The sequence below is a fragment of the Nonomuraea sp. NPDC049714 genome, from assembly GCF_044465295.1.
In the GTDB taxonomy this organism is placed as follows: Bacteria; Actinomycetota; Actinomycetes; order Streptosporangiales; family Streptosporangiaceae; genus Nonomuraea.
This window is the reverse complement of sequence record NZ_JBITLM010000002.1, coordinates 1015721-1030239: the sequence shown is the minus strand read 5'-3', so window position 1 is coordinate 1030239 and position 14519 is coordinate 1015721. Positions and strand designations below refer to the sequence as shown.

The following is a 14519-nucleotide window of genomic DNA, read 5'->3' as shown; positions in this document are numbered from 1 at the left end:
GGGTGGAGGTCAACCGCCGGGAGGTGGCCGTATGGATCGCAAGGTCGTGCCAGAATGCTGGGCAGGTCCGTAGCGGTCCGCACGGCCTCACCGATCTCTGAGAGAGGCAACAGCCCCCCAGCGGGCATCTGGGTCCATTGTCGCCACGCGTTCGTTCGAGAGGTGTTCGTGTCGCCTGCAAGTTCGACTCGCTCGAAGCCACAAGAGCTGAACGAGCCCGTCATTCAGCGACTGCTCGAGCGTGGGCGCTCGCAGGGTTTCCTCGAGTCTGAGGATGTCCGCCAGGCCTTCGAGGAGGCGGACATCCCCATGTCGCACGCCGCCGCGTTCTTGCGGAACCTCAGCAAAGAGGGCGTGACCGTGGTGGTGACCGCCGCGGATTCGGCTGCGCCGAAGAAGTCGCGTCCAGCAAAGCGCCGCACAGCCGCCCCCGTCAAGACCAAAGCGGCCGCAGCCGCCAAGGAGCAGCAGCCTGAGACCGTCACCGCGGTCGTGGGCACCGCCGAAGCCGAGCCGGCGGCCAAGAAGCCGACTCCTGCCAAGAAGGCCGCGCCGGCCGCCAAGAAGGCCAAGGCAGACAGTGCCGGACCGGCCAAGAAGGCCAAGCCGGACAGCGCCGGGCCTGCCGAGACCAAGCCCAAGTCGGCCGACGGTGTCGACGACGAGGACATCGAGCTCGACGCTGACGTCGAGCTGGAGGACCTCGAGGACATCGACGTCGACGATGTGGAGATCGCGGTGAGCGACTCCGACACCGAGGGCGACTCCGACGAGGAGCCCGAAGAGCCCAAGGTCGCGGAGGTCGCCGCCGCGGTGGTCGTCGAGAAGAGTGAGGACGAGGTCCTCATCCTGACCGACGACGACGATGACGCCCCGATCGCGCAGGTCGCGGCCGCGGGCGCCACCGCCGACCCCGTCAAGGACTACCTCAAGCAGATCGGCAAGGTCCCCCTGCTCAACGCCGAGCAGGAGGTCGAGCTGGCCAAGCGGATCGAGGCGGGCCTGTTCGCCGAGGAGCAGCTCGGCGGCGGCGAGATCGACAACCTGCCGGTCGACGTCAGGGCCGAGCTGGAGTGGATCGCCGAGGACGGCCGCCGGGCCAAGAACCACCTGCTGGAGGCCAACCTCCGGCTCGTGGTCTCGCTGGCCAAGCGCTACACCGGCCGCGGCATGCTCTTCCTGGACCTGATCCAGGAGGGCAACCTCGGTCTGATCCGCGCGGTCGAGAAGTTCGACTACACCAAGGGCTACAAGTTCTCCACCTACGCCACCTGGTGGATCCGGCAGGCGATCACGCGTGCCATGGCGGACCAGGCGCGGACCATCCGCATCCCGGTCCACATGGTCGAAGTGATCAACAAGCTGGCCCGCGTCCAGCGGCAGATGCTGCAGGACCTGGGCCGCGAGCCCACGCCGGAAGAGCTCGCCCGCGAGCTGGACATGACGCCCGAAAAGGTGGTCGAGGTCCAGAAGTACGGTCGCGAGCCGATCTCCCTGCACACCCCGCTGGGTGAGGAGGGCGACAGCGAGTTCGGCGACCTCATCGAGGACTCCGAGGCCATCGTCCCGGCCGACGCCGTCAGCTTCACGCTGCTGCAGGAGCAGCTGCACTCCGTTCTCGACACGTTGTCGGAGCGGGAGGCGGGTGTGGTGTCGATGCGGTTCGGTCTCACCGACGGTCAGCCCAAGACGCTGGACGAGATCGGCAAGGTCTACGGGGTGACGCGCGAGCGCATCCGGCAGATCGAGTCGAAGACCATGTCCAAGCTCCGTCACCCGTCCCGCTCGCAGGTCCTGCGCGACTACCTGGACTAGGCATCGCGGTCAAAAAGGGGGCAACTCTCGTTGCCCCCTTTTTTGTTGCTCAGATGTCGATGTCGAGCCGGCCCGGCGCGGGCCGCACCGCGTAGCCGAGATCGTCGAGCGCCTTGGCCAGCTCGTCCGGCGTCGACGGGCTCAGGCCGCTCTCCAGCAGCGCCCTGGCGATCTCGCCGCGGGTGGCCTTGGCCATGTGGCTGACGACCTTGCCCTCCTTCAGCACCCGCACCGACACGCCGCGCTCGCCTGGCCGCCACGCGCCCGCGTACGTGGCCGATCGCAGGTCCACGACCAGGCCGGGCAGCCGGTCCAGCTCGGCGGTGATCGCGGGCCGCCAGAACGCCGTCAGCCCGCCCATCGGCGGCAGGCTCACACCCATGGACAGCCGGTAGGGCGGGATCCGGTCACCGACCCGCAACACCCCCCAAAGCCCCGAGAAGATCAGCACGCTCTCCTCCGCCCTGGCCCGCGCCTCGGGGCCGAGCCCGGCCAGCGCCAGGTTGTCGTAGAGCACGCCGGTGTAGAGCTCGCCGGCGGGCAGCGTGGGCGCCTGCCGGATGGCCAGGTTCTTCGCCAGCTCGGGGCCCAGCCCCGGGGACAGGCCGAGCACCTGATGGGCGTCGCGGCGGCGTGAGGCCTTGATCAGGGCGCTCATCACCCGCTTGCGATGCCGGTCGAGCTTGGGGAAAGACAGCCCTTCGACGGCGGGACCGGCTCCCTCGGACGCCTTGCCCTCCGACGGCGGCAGCAGAATCAGCACAGTGATGCAGCCTATTGGGCAAAGCTCCTGGTCACAGCTTCGGCCCCGAAGATGCCGCTGTCCTCTGGGTGAACGGTCGGTCAGGACGCCGGCCGTACGAGTTATGAAATCTTTGTAGGCGGGCCACTGTTACGCAGGGTGATCGAATTCGGGTCGTGGCCGTGGGTGGTTCGGGCCGGATCGGGGGCTTGCCGGGGCACGTCGCGTACGCGCGTCACAGGCCATCAGGGGCGAAGAACTCGTGGACCGTTCGCGTTTCACATTTCCATGGGAATCTGACGGGAAGGTTGAAAGCGGGCGCCCCGCAGCCCAACGGCCGGCACCGCCCACCTGGACGATTCCCCTGCCCCGCCCGTCCCCTGGAAGAGGGTCGCTCGCCGTTACCGGGGTCGACTTCGCTCACCGCAGGTCAGCTAGGCTCTCGGGGTGGATTTCGACCTTCTCGTCCATGAGGCGTGGCCGGCCTACGAGCAGCGCCCGCACGACGGCTGGGTCCTGCGCCACGCCGGAGGGGTGACCAAGCGGGCCAACTCCGTGCTGCCCCTGGGCAGCCCGGCGGACCTGGCCGGGGCGATCGCGGAGGCCGAGACCTTCTACGCCGGGCGCGGGCTGCCCTGTGTCTTCTCCATCGGCCCCGGCGCCACCCCCGGCCTCGACGGTGAGCTGGCGGCGCGGGGGTACCACGTGGTCGATCCGACTGTAATCATGGCCGGGCCGGTGGTGCGCGAGCCCGTCCTGGACGAGGTGCGGGTCGAGGAACGGCCGTGGCGGGGGTGGCTGGAGACGTGGTGGGCGGTCGACGGCCGCTACGGCAGCGGGCTGGCGGAGGCGGAACGCATCTGCACGGGCGTGCCCGCCTGGTACGCCGCCGTCGAGGAGGACGGCGTGCCGGTCGCCGTGGGGCGCGGCGTGCCGCAGGGCGACACGCTGGGCGTCTACTGCATGGCCACCCTGCCCGGTGCTCGCCGGCGCGGGCTGGCTCGCAGCGTCCTGCGCGCCCTCGTCCGGCACTTCGACGGCACCTCGGCGTACCTGGTGGTCACGTCCCGCAACCAGGGCGCACGGGCGTTGTACGGCAGCGAGGGGCTAGCGGTGAAGGGCGAGTACCACTACCGCGCCCGCTGAACGCACAAGCCCTCTCACAGCCCGCAGACCCACACGCAGGGCCACCCCGGAGCCGTACGCCCCAGGACCGGAATGTTGGGCCCCACGGATTCGCAGGCTCCCGGACTCGCTCGACGGGATTGAGACCTCGTGCGGACCCGTACAGGACGCAGGAACGCACGTCGACACGGGCCCTCACGGATTTGTCAGCCCGGCGCGCGCTGGCCCGTGTGGCCTCAGACACCGCGCGCACCTATGCGCGGCTTCAGGGCCACAGATCGGTGCGGACCCGACTTTCCTGGGGTGGAACAGGCGGGTCTGGGCGTGGCTCCCGCATGTCAGTGCAGACCCGCGTGTCTTGGTGCGGCTCCCGCATGTCAGCACAGACCTGCGTGTCTCAGTACGGCATCGGCACGTCAGGTCAGACCCGTAGATCGGTATAGAACCCGCGCGTCCTGTACGGGATCCCCGTGTTGACGCTGCCGCTGCCCTAGCATGGATCTTGGTTTTAAGCAGAACGGCGACCCCGGGTTGCCGGGATCGCCGTTCTGTAACGCTATATGTGGTTATGTCATCACGACGGACGCGTTAGCGCTCGTCGTTGGGGCCGGTAAATGAAGGGGTTTCGCTGAGACGTGCCGACTCGTCCAAGATGTCGGCGCCCTTTTCGCGCAGCGCCGCGATGTGCTGACGCCCATGGTGGGCGCAGAACAGCAGCTCCCCGCCAACGGGCAGGGTCGCGCGAATGTATGCCTGGGCACCGCAACGGTCGCAGCGGTCGAGGGCCGTCAGCGGCTTAACGGGGGCAAGAGCTCCAGTCACGTATCGCCTTTCGGGTCACCCCCGCCGAAGCGAGGATCTGGCGTCAGTCACTTGGACAACATCTAACCGGACGTGGACGTTCCCAACCGCCCCCTCTCTACGCCCAGAGCAGAATGTGTCCGAAAGTATTGATGATCAGCCCGCTGGTAACGGCAAACGTGCCGTCATGGCAAGCTTGTACGCGTCCATAGGGGAAGAGCGGTAGGCTGCGCACACATGTTCGATGACCTGAGACCAGGGGAGCCGGAGTGACGCTAGTGGAGGCGGGTTACACGGCTCGTCACCTGTCGGTGCTTGAGGGCCTTGAGGCCGTACGCAAGCGACCCGGCATGTACATCGGGTCCACCGACAGCCGCGGGCTCATGCACTGCCTCTGGGAGATCGTCGACAACGGGGTGGACGAGGCGCTCGCGGGTCACTGTGACCGCATCGAGGTCGAGCTCTATCCCGACGGCTCCATCGAGGTGCGCGACAACGGCCGCGGCATCCCGGTGGACATCGAGCCCAAGAGCGGCCTGGCGGGTGTGGAGCTCGTCTACACCAAGCTCCACGCGGGCGGGAAGTTCGGCGGCGGCTCCTACGGCGCCTCCGGCGGCCTGCACGGCGTCGGCGCCTCGGTCGTCAACGCGCTGTCCGCGCGCCTCGACGTCCAGGTCGACCGCGACGGCCACATCCACGAGATCAGCTTCCGCCGCGGTGTGCCCGGCGTGTTCGACGGCGACGGGCCGACCGCCAAGTTCAAGAAGAAGTCCGGCCTGCGCGACGGCGGCGAGGTGGCCACCCGGGTCACCGGCACGCGGGTGCGCTTCTGGGTCGACAAGCAGATCTTCCTGCCCGACGCCGAGGTGTCGGTCGACGAGATCCACGTCAGGCTCCGCCAGACCGCCTTCCTGGTGCCCGGCCTCACCCTCGTCCTGATCGACGGCAGGCAGGAGGAGCGCGTCGAGGAGGAGTTCCGCTTCGACGGCGGCATCTCCGAGTTCACCGAGTTCCTGGCCCGCGACGAGGCCGTCTGCGACGTGCTCCGGCTGCAGGGCGTCGGCCACTTCCACGAGACCGTGCCGGTCCTCGACGACCAGGGCCACATGACGTCGACCGAGGTCGAGCGCGAGCTCACCGTCGACGTGGCGGTGCGCTGGGGCAAGGGCTACGAGTCCACCGTCCGCTCCTTCGTCAACGTGATCGCCACCCCCAAGGGCGGCACCCACGTCACCGGCTTCGAGCGTGCCCTGGTGCGCACCCTCAACGAGCAGCTGCGCGAGACCCGCCTGCTCAAGAACGGCGACGACCCGGTCAACAAGGAGGACATCTCCGAAGGGCTGACCGCCGTCGTCACCGTGCGGGTGCCGGAGCCGCAGTTCGAGGGCCAGACCAAGGAGGTCCTCGGCACCTCCGCCGCCACCCGCATCGTCTCCCACGTGGTCAGCCGCGAGCTCAAGGAGCTGTTCGTCAACCCGCCGCGCGGGCTCAAGCAGCAGCTGCGCGCCACGCTCGAGAAGATCGTCGCCGCCGCCAAGGCCCGCATCGCGGCCCGCGAGCACCGCGAGAACCAGCGCCGCAAGAGCGCCCTGGAAAACTCCGCCCTCCCGGCCAAGCTCGTCGACTGCCGCAACGACGACGTCGACCGCAGCGAGCTGTTCATCGTCGAGGGTGACTCCGCGCTCGGCACCGCCAAGCTGGCCCGTGACTCGGAGTTCCAGGCTCTGCTGCCGATCCGGGGCAAGATCCTCAACGTGCAGAAGGCGTCCGTGAGCGACATGCTCAAGAACGCCGAGTGCGCGGCCATCATCCAGGTGGTCGGTGCCGGGTCCGGTCGCTCCTTCGACCTCGACTCGGCCCGCTACGGCAAGATCATCCTGATGGCCGACGCCGATGTCGACGGCGCGCACATCCGCTGCCTGCTGCTCACCCTGTTCCACCGCTACATGCGGCCCATGGTGGAGGCCGGCCGCGTCTTCGCCGCCGTCCCGCCGCTGCACCGCATCGAGCTCACCAATCCGGGCCGGGGCAAGGACAAGTACATCTACTGCTATTCCGACGCCGAGCTCCAGAAGGTCCTGCGCGACCTGGAGCGGCGTAACAAGCGGTGGAAGGACCCGGTGCAGCGCTACAAGGGCCTCGGTGAGATGGACGCCGACCAGTTGGCCGAGACCACCATGGACCCGCGCCACCGCATCCTGCGCCGCGTCCGCATCGAGGACGTCCAGGAGGCGGAGAACATCTTCAGCCTGCTGATGGGCAGCGATGTGGCGCCGCGCCGCGAGTTCATCGTCAAGAGCGCCGCCGAGGTTGACCGCGACCACATCGACGCATGATCGTGCCGGCTCCCTGAGGGGCCGGTCATTCTCCAGGTGAGCGGGTGCGCTCGTGCGGGACGCCGTGGACTCCGTGACCGGGAGGCCTCTGCCGGCCGGATGCGAGAAGGCGCCCGGCAACCTTGTCAGCTCAAGTGGCGTAGCCGCTGCAGGCGTCGATCCACCGGCGTTGCCGGGTAAGGCCCGGGTCAATGATCGAATTCCTTGGTCGGTCATCGCAGGACGGCGATCAGGCTCTGGATCCGGTATGGCCGGTGTGGTGTCAAGCGGCGTCGTCCGGCTGGGCCAAGGCAGTGATCAAGCGGCGTTGCCCGGTGGGGTCAGGGCAGTGATCAAGCGGCGGCGTCGGGCTGGGCCAGGGCAGTGATCAAGTGGCGTTGTCCGGGGCAGCGATCGGGCTTCCTGGTCCGGCTGGGTCGGGTGGCCTGGCTTCGTGGTCCCGTGGAGCCGGGGCGGGATTGTGTTCCCTGTCCGCCCGCCCCGGCCGTCGTTCCCCGCTCTGTGTTATCGCAGAGAGCTGGTCAGGCTACGGGCAGGAGTTCGCCGGTGCGGACGTCGTAGATGGCGCCGGCCACGGGCAGATCTTCCGGCAGGAACGGGGACGACTTGATGCGGGTGAGGTCGTAGCGGAGGGCTGCGTCCTGGTCGGGAACGGTGTGGAACTGCAGGCTGCGCGTGTCGACACCCTTGCTCTGGGTCAGAGCGTGGACCTCGGCATCGGTGACCTTGGACATGCCGCAGTCGGTGTGGGGCATGACCAGGACTCGTTCGACGCCCAGGAGATAGACGGCCAGGACCAGGGTCCTCAGCACGTCGTCGGTGACACGGGCGCCGGCGTTACGCAGGATCTTGGCGTCACCCGGCTGCAAGCCGAGCAGGCCGAGTGGGTCGATTCGGGAGTCCATGCAGGTCACCACGGCGAGGCCGCGTGCTGCCGTGCCGGTGAGGCCGGAGTTTTCGAAGACTCCGGCGAACGTCGCATTGGCGGCAAACAGGTCGTCGAACGCATCCATGTCACAGATAATCCCTCATGCCTCCTTCGTAAGCCTGTGCGGGGTGCGACTGGCGGGACTTGGCCAACGTCCCACCAACTCTGCTAACTTTACGTGATGATGTCATAGCCCAAAGTGTTGTGCATCCCTTGAAGAAGGTCGTCTTGAGCAGGTCCGAATCGCTCGCCGCATATCTGCGCGGCCAGGCCAGGCGCCGCCTGGACCGAGTGGAGTCCAATGACGGCGGCCGTAACGCCCGAGGAGCCCTGGCCCTGCTCGACGCGGCGGCCTATGCCGCGAGCCTGCCCGACGACGACCCGGTCATCCTCATGCTCGACCAGGCCGGCTGCTACGGGCCGCTCGGTTGCGAGGACTTCGACCCGGGCGACGCGGGCAACCGCCTCATCCGCACCTGGCAGGGCGGCGAGCCCCACGACCTCCTGCTGTCCTTGCCCGCCGCCATCACCGCATCGCCGGACCGCACCGACGAGCAATACGGCAGCACGTCCTTCCGGCCCATCTGAGGACACGCCGGGGCCCGCCCGCGAGCCCGTGTGCCCGCCGCTCTCCCGGCGTCCCTCGGGTGGGGCAGGGCGGCCGAGCTCGCGCTGGAGCCCGCCATCCCGCCATCCCGGCGTCGCCGAGGTAGGGCCGAGGGGCGACGCGTCACCGAGCCCTTCCTGCACGCGCGTACTGGGGTTCGGCCCTCCCGGTGTGGTCGGAGGAGGGCCGGCGAGGGAACTGGGTGGCGCGTCTCCGCGTCTCTCTCACCCGACGCGATGTCGCCGCGCCCTCTCCTGAATGTGCCTCGAGTTCGCGCTGGAGCCCGCCCCGGGCGTCGCCGAAGTACGGCAGGCGAAAGAACTGGCGTGTCCGCGCCTCTCATCTGAGCGCGTGCCTGGTCGGCCCTCAGGTTCGCCCTTACGGTGCCGTCGGAGTAGGGCTGGTGGGGGGCTCGGTAAGTTGGCCTGCCTGTCGTACTGGAGGGGTGTGTCAGGGGCTGCGGTGAATGCCTGGGTCTGCGGCGAAAGTGCTGGGGCCGTCGCCGGAGGCGCAGGGCGGGAGGGTTTACGGGCCCTCCGCGGTCGGTCTGGTGGCCGCCGAAGGGGCCGCCGCGCCCCTCACGGCCCCGGAGAACGCCCCGCGCCCCTCGCGAGGCCCCGAGGATGCCGAGGGTTGTTTGAGGCCTCTGGGGGCGCTTGTACGGATTCCGTACGGGCGCTCTCGCAGGGGCGCGAGGCGGGTGTCAGGTGGGGTCGTTGCCGGGCTTCCACTTGATGCCGCAGCCGATGGACGGGACCTGGTCCTCGGGGACGGGGGCGCCGGAGAGTACGGCGTCGATGGCGGCTCGCAGGGAGGAGCCGGTCACCGGGACGGAGTTACGCGGGCGGGCCCCGTCGAACTCGCCACGGTAGACCAGCCGGAACTCCGCGTCGTACAGGAAGAAGTCGGGTGTGCAGGCGGCCCGGTAGGCCTTGGCGACCTCCTGCGTGTCGTCCAGCAGGTACGGGAAGGTGAAACCGGCACGGGCGGCCTGCTCGGCCAGGTGTGTCGGATCGTCGTCCGGGTAGTTCACGCTGTCGTTGCTGCAGATCGCCACGACCGACAGCCGGGAGCCGTAGCCGGCCGCCAGTTCGCCGAGGCCATGCTCGATGTGGCGGACATATGGGCAGTGATTGGACAGGAAAGCCACAAGGACGGCTGGGGAGCCCTTCAGGTCGGCGAGCGAAACGCTGCCGCCGCTGACGGCGGTGAGATCGAACGGAGGCGCAGGTGTGCCCAGAGGAACCATGAACGAGTTGGCAGCCATGCCTCCTATTGTCCCCTGTCCCCATCATTTCGGAGGTGTGTGATGAACGGTATCGCGGAGTTTCGATCGACCGTGATCGACTGCCCGGACCCGCGAGCTCTGGCCGACTTCTACTCCCGGCTCCTGGGGTGGCCCGTCGCCTACGACGAGGACGACTGGGTGGTGGTGACCGAGATCGGGTCACCGATGCGGCTGGCCTTCCAGCGGGTGGAGGGCTATCAGCCGCCGGTCTGGCCGAGCCGGGAGCGTCCCCAGCAGTCTCACATCGACACCATGGTCGAGGACCTGGACAAGGCCGAGGAGCAGGTGCTCAGGATCGGCGCGACCAAGAGCGAGGTCCAGCCGAGCGAGGACGACAACTTCCGCGTCTACCTCGACCCGGCGGGCCACCCGTTCTGCCTGACCGTCGAGGGCTGACCGTCGAGGGCTGACGGTCGGAGGATTGACGGTCGAGCGCTGACGGTCGAGCACTGGCGGTCAAGGGCCGGCCTGGAGCGGACCTCCAGGCCGGGATGCGTGAGCCGCCGGGAGAAGAGCCGGATCAGTCCTGATCGTCCTCCTGGAGAGCGGGGAGGGGTGCGGCCGAGGGGCCGGCGAGGGCGCCGCCGATCGCGCCGATGGTGTGCGTGAGGCGGACGCCGGAGCCGTCCCGGCGGCCGATCTCGTCCGGCAGCGGCACCGGCTTGCCCACCGACGAGACCGCCTTGGCGGGCGCGGCCCCCGCCCAGGCGAGCAGCAGCACGTCCTCGCCCTTGAGGAACCGCTGGGTGCGGACGCCACCCGTGGCGCGCCCCTTGGCGGGGTATTCGACGTAGTCGGAGACCTTGCCGCCACCCACCTGTGTGCCGGGAAGGGCGGTGGACGAGCCGGCCACCGTGACCACCTGGGCGGGACGGGACGGATCGACCACGCCGAACCAGACCACGTGCGCCCCGCCGTCGAGGCGGATGCCCGCCATGCCGCCCGCGGGCCTGCCCTGCGGCCTGACCAGGGCGGCCTGGAACCGCAGGAGCTGGGCGTCGGAGCTGATGAACACCAGGTCGTGCTCCTCGGAATCCAGCTCGGCCGCGCCCACCACGGTGTCGCCGTCCTTGAGGGTGATCACTTCGAAGTCGTCGCGGTTGGCAGGGTAGTCAGGCACCACGCGTTTCACGATGCCCTGGGCGGTGCCGATCGCCAGCCCCGGGCTGTCGGGATCGAGCGAGCCGAGGCCGATCACCTTCTCGTCAGGCTGGAGGGAGACGTACTCCGACACCGGATGGCCGCCAGACAGCGACGGCGGGTTGGCCGACGGCGGCAGGGTCGGCAGGTCCACCACCTGCACGCGGATCAGCCTGCCCAGCGACGTCACCACTCCGACCTCGCCCCTGACCGTCGTGCGGACCACGGAGACGAGCACGTCATGGGCCGTGCGGTCGCCCTCGCCCGGCAGCGGCGAGGCGTCGGGCGTGCGGGCCAGCAGGCCGGTGGACGACAGCAGGGCCAGGCACGGGTCGTCGGCCACCTGCAGCGTCACCGTGGCGGTGCGGGTGGCGCCGGACGCCTCCAGCAGCACGGTACGGCGCGGCGTGCCGTACTTCTTCGACACCTCGGCGAGCTCGCCCGAGACGACCTGGCGCAGCCGGGTCTCGGACGACAGGATGGCCGTCAGCGCTGCGATCTCCTCGGTCAGCGTCACCTTCTCGCTGTCGAGCTCCAGCTTGTCGTAGCGGGTCAGGCGGCGCAGCGGGGTGTCGAGGATGTAGGCGGCCTGGATGTCGGTGAGGCTGAAGACCTCCATCAGGCGGGTGCGGGCCTGGGAGGAGTCGTCCGAGGAACGGATGACCTGGATGACCTCGTCGATGTTGAGCAGTGCGACGATCAGGCCGTCGACCAGGTGCAGGCGCTCCTCGCGCTTGCGCCTGCGGTATTCGGAGCGACGGCGGACGACCTCGATCCGGTGGTCGACGTACACCTGGAGCAGTTCGCGCAGGCCCAGCGTGCGGGGCTCGCCGTCGACCAGCGCGACGTTGTTGATGCCGAAGGTCTCCTCCATCGGCGTCAGGCGGTAGAGCTCGTCGAGCACGGCCTCGGGGATGAAGCCGTTCTTGATCTCGATGACCAGGCGCAGGCCCTTGTGCCGGTCGGTGAGGTCCTTGAGGTCGGCGATGCCCTGCAGCTTCTTGCTGGTCACCAACTCCTTGATCTTGGTGACGACGCGCTCGGGGCCGACGTTGTAGGGGAGCTCGGTGACGATGATGCCCTTGCGGCGCGGCGTGATCTGCTCCACCGCGCACTTGGCCCGCATGCGGAAGGTGCCGCGCCCGGTCTCGTAGGCGTCGCGGACGCCCTGCAGGCCGGTGATCGTGCCGCCGGTCGGCAGGTCGGGGCCGGGAACGTACTTCATGAGCTCGTCGAGCGTCGCGTCCGGCTTCTTGATCAGGTGGCGGGCGGCGGCGATGACCTCGACGAGGTTGTGCGGCGCCATGTTGGTGGCCATGCCGACCGCGATGCCGGTGGTGCCGTTGACCAGGAGGTTGGGGAACGCCGACGGCATGACCGTGGGCTCGGTCTCCTGGCCGTCGTAGTTGGGCTTGAAGCCGACGGTGTCCTCGTCGAGCGACTCCACCATGAGCATCGCCGCCGGGGCCAGCCTGGCCTCGGTGTAACGCATGGCGGCCGGCAGGTCGTCGGGCGAGCCGAAGTTGCCGTGGCCGTCGGCCAGGGGCAGGCGCATGGAGAACGGCTGCGCGAGCCGTACCAGGGCGTCGTAGATCGCGGTGTCGCCGTGGGGGTGGAGCTTGCCCATCACGTCGCCGACGACGCGGGAGCACTTGACATGCCCCCGGTCGGGGCGCAGTCCCATCTCGCTCATCGAGTAGAGGATGCGACGCTGCACCGGTTTGAGCCCGTCGCGAGCGTCGGGCAGCGCTCGCTGGTAGATCACCGAATAGGCGTACTCGAGAAAGCTCGTGCGCATCTCCGAGGAGACGTCGATATCGACGATCCGCTCCTCGAAGTCCTCGGGCGGGGGTGCAGTCGTGCGTCGGGCCATGTCGAACATTGTGCCGAAGAGAGCCGGGTGCCCGCGACTTCAACACCGATCCCGACGCCTTGACCAAGCAATTGCTTGGGCGTTACGTTGCCCGGGAGGCTCCCTTCCCGCTGCCCCACGGAGGCGTCATGATCGAGTTCCATCCCGTGACGAAGCACATCGGCGCCGAGGTCACCGGGGTAGATCTGCGTAAGCCGCTGGAGCGGGAAGAGGTCGAGATCCTGCGCCAAGGCTGGTTGAAGCACCTGGTGCTGTTCTTCCGCGACCAGCACATCGACGACGAGCAGCATGTCCAGTTCGGGCTGAATTTCGGCACGCTGAACCATCCGGCGTTCAAAAAGGACGCCACCAGCCCCATCCACGTGCTCGACCAGACCGCGCCCAAGGGCGAGGGCGCCGACGAATGGCACAGCGACAACACCTTCGAGCCGACGCCGCCGATGGGCTCGCTGCTGCGCTGCCTCCAACTGCCCAGCGTGGGCGGCGACACCTGCTGGGCCAACACCTACCTGGCCTACGAGACGCTCTCACCCGCCATCCAGCGCCTGTGCGACGAGCTGACCGCGGTGCACGACATCACGATGTCCATGAAGAAGGCGATCTCCAAGGGACACCCCTTCGACCTGGCCGAGATCCAGGCGAAGTGGCCGCCGATCGAGCGCCCGGTGGTCCGCGTGCACGCCGAGACCGGGCGCAAGGCGCTGTTCGTGAACCGCGCCTCCACCACCCGACTGGTCGGCCTGACGGACCGCGAGAACGAGGCGCTGCTGCCGCTGCTCATCGACCACATCCGCTCGCCGGAGTATCAGGTCAGGCTCCGCTGGCAGGTCGGCACCCTCGCCTTCTGGGACAACCGCCCCACCCAGCACTACGCGGTGGCCGACTACACCGAGCGCCGCCGCATGCACCGGGTCACCGTCAACGCCTTCCCTGAGCACGCCGACAGCTGATCGGTTCTAGGGGAGATCCCGTGACAGGAACACCAGGATGATGAAGAGCAGCACCTCGACGCCGTAGACGATGTTGCGCCCGGTCGTGCCGGCCACCAGGAAGCCGATCGCGGCCAGGAAACAGCCGGCGGTGAGGAGCAGGTCGACCACGCCGAGGATCAGCGCCAGCACGAGCCGGATCAGAAACCAGAAGAAGCCCAGCCCGAACCACTTGTCCATGGTGGAGTCGTCGTAGGCCCACCGGGACAGGGCCATGGGGGAGTAGAAGCAGTCGTCCCAGAACTGTTGCCAGCGCAGCGCGATGCCGCTGGGCTGCTCCTGCATGACCGCCTGCGCGGCCTTGAACTCGATGACCCTGACCGAGCCGTCGGTGACATCGATGAGCACTTCCTGGTCGGCGACCTGGATCACCGCCGTGCCGTTGACCACGGCCGTGAACTGGCCGCCTCCACTCATCACCTCGAAGACCTGATCGGTGCCCACCACGGTGGAGCCGGGCAGGACCCCGTTGGCGTTGCGGAAGATGACGTAGATGACGTTCGGCTTCTTGGCCGAGAGGGCGTGCTCGGTGCCCAGCGAGAAGACGCCGATCGGCGTGACGATGGAGCTGTCGCCGGTGAGCTTCACCATCCCGTCGGGGCCCCACTCCAGCTTCACCGGCAGGAAGGCGGGGCGGTACGACGCCTTCACATCCACGCTCGAGCAACCGGCCGCGCCCACCCCCATGAGCAACATGAGCGCCGTGACGACGCGTAGGATCGCCTTCCGCCTCCGCACCGATCCGGCCAGTGGAACATGCGTCATGTGCCCTCCAGGGCCACGATCCACGGTTGATACACAGTCAACGTCCCGCCGTGGCCCGGGGTTCCGCGCCGCCGAGTGCGCGAAACGTCGGGGAAACCTGGTAACAAGGA

Annotated in this window: 12 protein-coding genes; 6 read left to right on the top strand and 6 right to left on the bottom strand. The window is 68.6% G+C overall.

Translation table 11 applies throughout. The features are described 5' to 3' along the window. The first annotated feature begins 168 nt into the window (after positions 1-168). Complete coding sequence (locus ACIBQX_RS12050; protein WP_397003388.1) at positions 169-1815, top strand: RNA polymerase sigma factor; 1647 nt, start codon at positions 169-171, stop codon at positions 1813-1815. 49 nt (positions 1816-1864) lie between these two features. On the opposite strand, the gene ACIBQX_RS12045 is transcribed toward ACIBQX_RS12050, so the two are convergent. Beyond that, positions 1865-2578 (bottom strand): YaaA family protein, encoded by a 714-nt coding sequence (locus ACIBQX_RS12045; RefSeq protein ID WP_397003386.1) that lies wholly within the window; start codon positions 2576-2578, stop codon positions 1865-1867. A 426-nt stretch (positions 2579-3004) separates the two neighbouring features. On the opposite strand from ACIBQX_RS12045, the gene ACIBQX_RS12040 reads away from it, so the two are divergent. Next, positions 3005-3703, top strand: a complete 699-nt coding sequence (locus ACIBQX_RS12040; RefSeq protein ID WP_397003384.1) for a GNAT family N-acetyltransferase — start codon at positions 3005-3007, stop codon at positions 3701-3703. A 567-nt stretch (positions 3704-4270) separates the two neighbouring features. Here the strand turns inward: ACIBQX_RS12040 and ACIBQX_RS12035 are convergent. Continuing rightward, positions 4271-4504: a hypothetical protein gene (locus ACIBQX_RS12035; RefSeq protein WP_225277535.1), complete on the bottom strand. Its 234-nt coding sequence runs from the start codon at positions 4502-4504 to the stop codon at positions 4271-4273. A 248-nt stretch (positions 4505-4752) separates the two neighbouring features. Between ACIBQX_RS12035 and ACIBQX_RS12030 the strand changes: the two genes are divergently transcribed. Then, complete coding sequence (locus tag ACIBQX_RS12030) at positions 4753-6819, top strand: type IIA DNA topoisomerase subunit B (RefSeq protein ID WP_397003382.1); 2067 nt, start codon at positions 4753-4755, stop codon at positions 6817-6819. 521 nt (positions 6820-7340) lie between these two features. Here the strand turns inward: ACIBQX_RS12030 and ACIBQX_RS12025 are convergent. Continuing rightward, positions 7341-7832 (bottom strand): beta-class carbonic anhydrase, encoded by a 492-nt coding sequence (locus ACIBQX_RS12025; RefSeq protein WP_397003380.1) that lies wholly within the window; start codon positions 7830-7832, stop codon positions 7341-7343. A gap of 143 nt (positions 7833-7975) precedes the next feature. Between ACIBQX_RS12025 and ACIBQX_RS12020 the strand changes: the two genes are divergently transcribed. Further along, positions 7976-8335, top strand: coding sequence for a hypothetical protein (locus tag ACIBQX_RS12020; protein ID WP_397003378.1), 360 nt, complete (start codon positions 7976-7978; stop codon positions 8333-8335). Between the two features lie 722 nt (positions 8336-9057). On the opposite strand, the gene ACIBQX_RS12015 is transcribed toward ACIBQX_RS12020, so the two are convergent. Continuing rightward, positions 9058-9621, bottom strand: a complete 564-nt coding sequence (locus ACIBQX_RS12015; RefSeq protein ID WP_397003376.1) for a thioredoxin family protein — start codon at positions 9619-9621, stop codon at positions 9058-9060. 42 nt (positions 9622-9663) lie between these two features. Here ACIBQX_RS12015 and ACIBQX_RS12010 point away from each other — a divergent pair, with 42 nt between their 5' ends. After that, on the top strand, positions 9664-10038 hold the full coding sequence (locus tag ACIBQX_RS12010) for a VOC family protein (protein WP_397003374.1): 375 nt from the start codon (positions 9664-9666) through the stop codon (positions 10036-10038). Between the two features lie 124 nt (positions 10039-10162). Here ACIBQX_RS12010 and ACIBQX_RS12005 read toward each other — a convergent pair whose 3' ends face one another. Beyond that, positions 10163-12664: a DNA topoisomerase (ATP-hydrolyzing) subunit A gene (locus ACIBQX_RS12005; RefSeq protein ID WP_397003372.1), complete on the bottom strand. Its 2502-nt coding sequence runs from the start codon at positions 12662-12664 to the stop codon at positions 10163-10165. 119 nt (positions 12665-12783) lie between these two features. Here ACIBQX_RS12005 and ACIBQX_RS12000 point away from each other — a divergent pair, with 119 nt between their 5' ends. Then, positions 12784-13605 carry a TauD/TfdA dioxygenase family protein gene (locus tag ACIBQX_RS12000; RefSeq protein ID WP_397003370.1) on the top strand — a complete coding sequence of 274 codons (822 nt, stop codon included), beginning with the start codon at positions 12784-12786 and terminating at the stop codon, positions 13603-13605. 6 nt (positions 13606-13611) lie between these two features. Here ACIBQX_RS12000 and ACIBQX_RS11995 read toward each other — a convergent pair whose 3' ends face one another. Continuing rightward, a complete protein-coding gene (locus ACIBQX_RS11995; protein ID WP_397003368.1) occupies positions 13612-14409 on the bottom strand; it encodes a hypothetical protein in 798 nt (265 codons plus the stop codon). Positions 14410-14519: the final 110 nt, after the last annotated feature.

Bases quoted from the DNA above. Each gene is read 5' to 3' on its own strand.
- ACIBQX_RS11995 (WP_397003368.1), bottom strand. From the start codon at position 14,409: ATGACGCATGTTCCACTGGCCGGATCGGTGCGGAGGCGGAAGGCGATC.
- ACIBQX_RS12025 (WP_397003380.1), bottom strand. From the start codon at position 7,832: ATGGATGCGTTCGACGACCTGTTTGCCGCCAATGCGACGTTCGCCGGA.
- ACIBQX_RS12000 (WP_397003370.1), top strand. From the start codon at position 12,784: ATGATCGAGTTCCATCCCGTGACGAAGCACATCGGCGCCGAGGTCACC.
- ACIBQX_RS12010 (WP_397003374.1), top strand. From the start codon at position 9,664: ATGAACGGTATCGCGGAGTTTCGATCGACCGTGATCGACTGCCCGGAC.
- ACIBQX_RS12005 (WP_397003372.1), bottom strand. From the start codon at position 12,664: ATGTTCGACATGGCCCGACGCACGACTGCACCCCCGCCCGAGGACTTC.
- ACIBQX_RS12015 (WP_397003376.1), bottom strand. From the start codon at position 9,621: ATGGCTGCCAACTCGTTCATGGTTCCTCTGGGCACACCTGCGCCTCCG.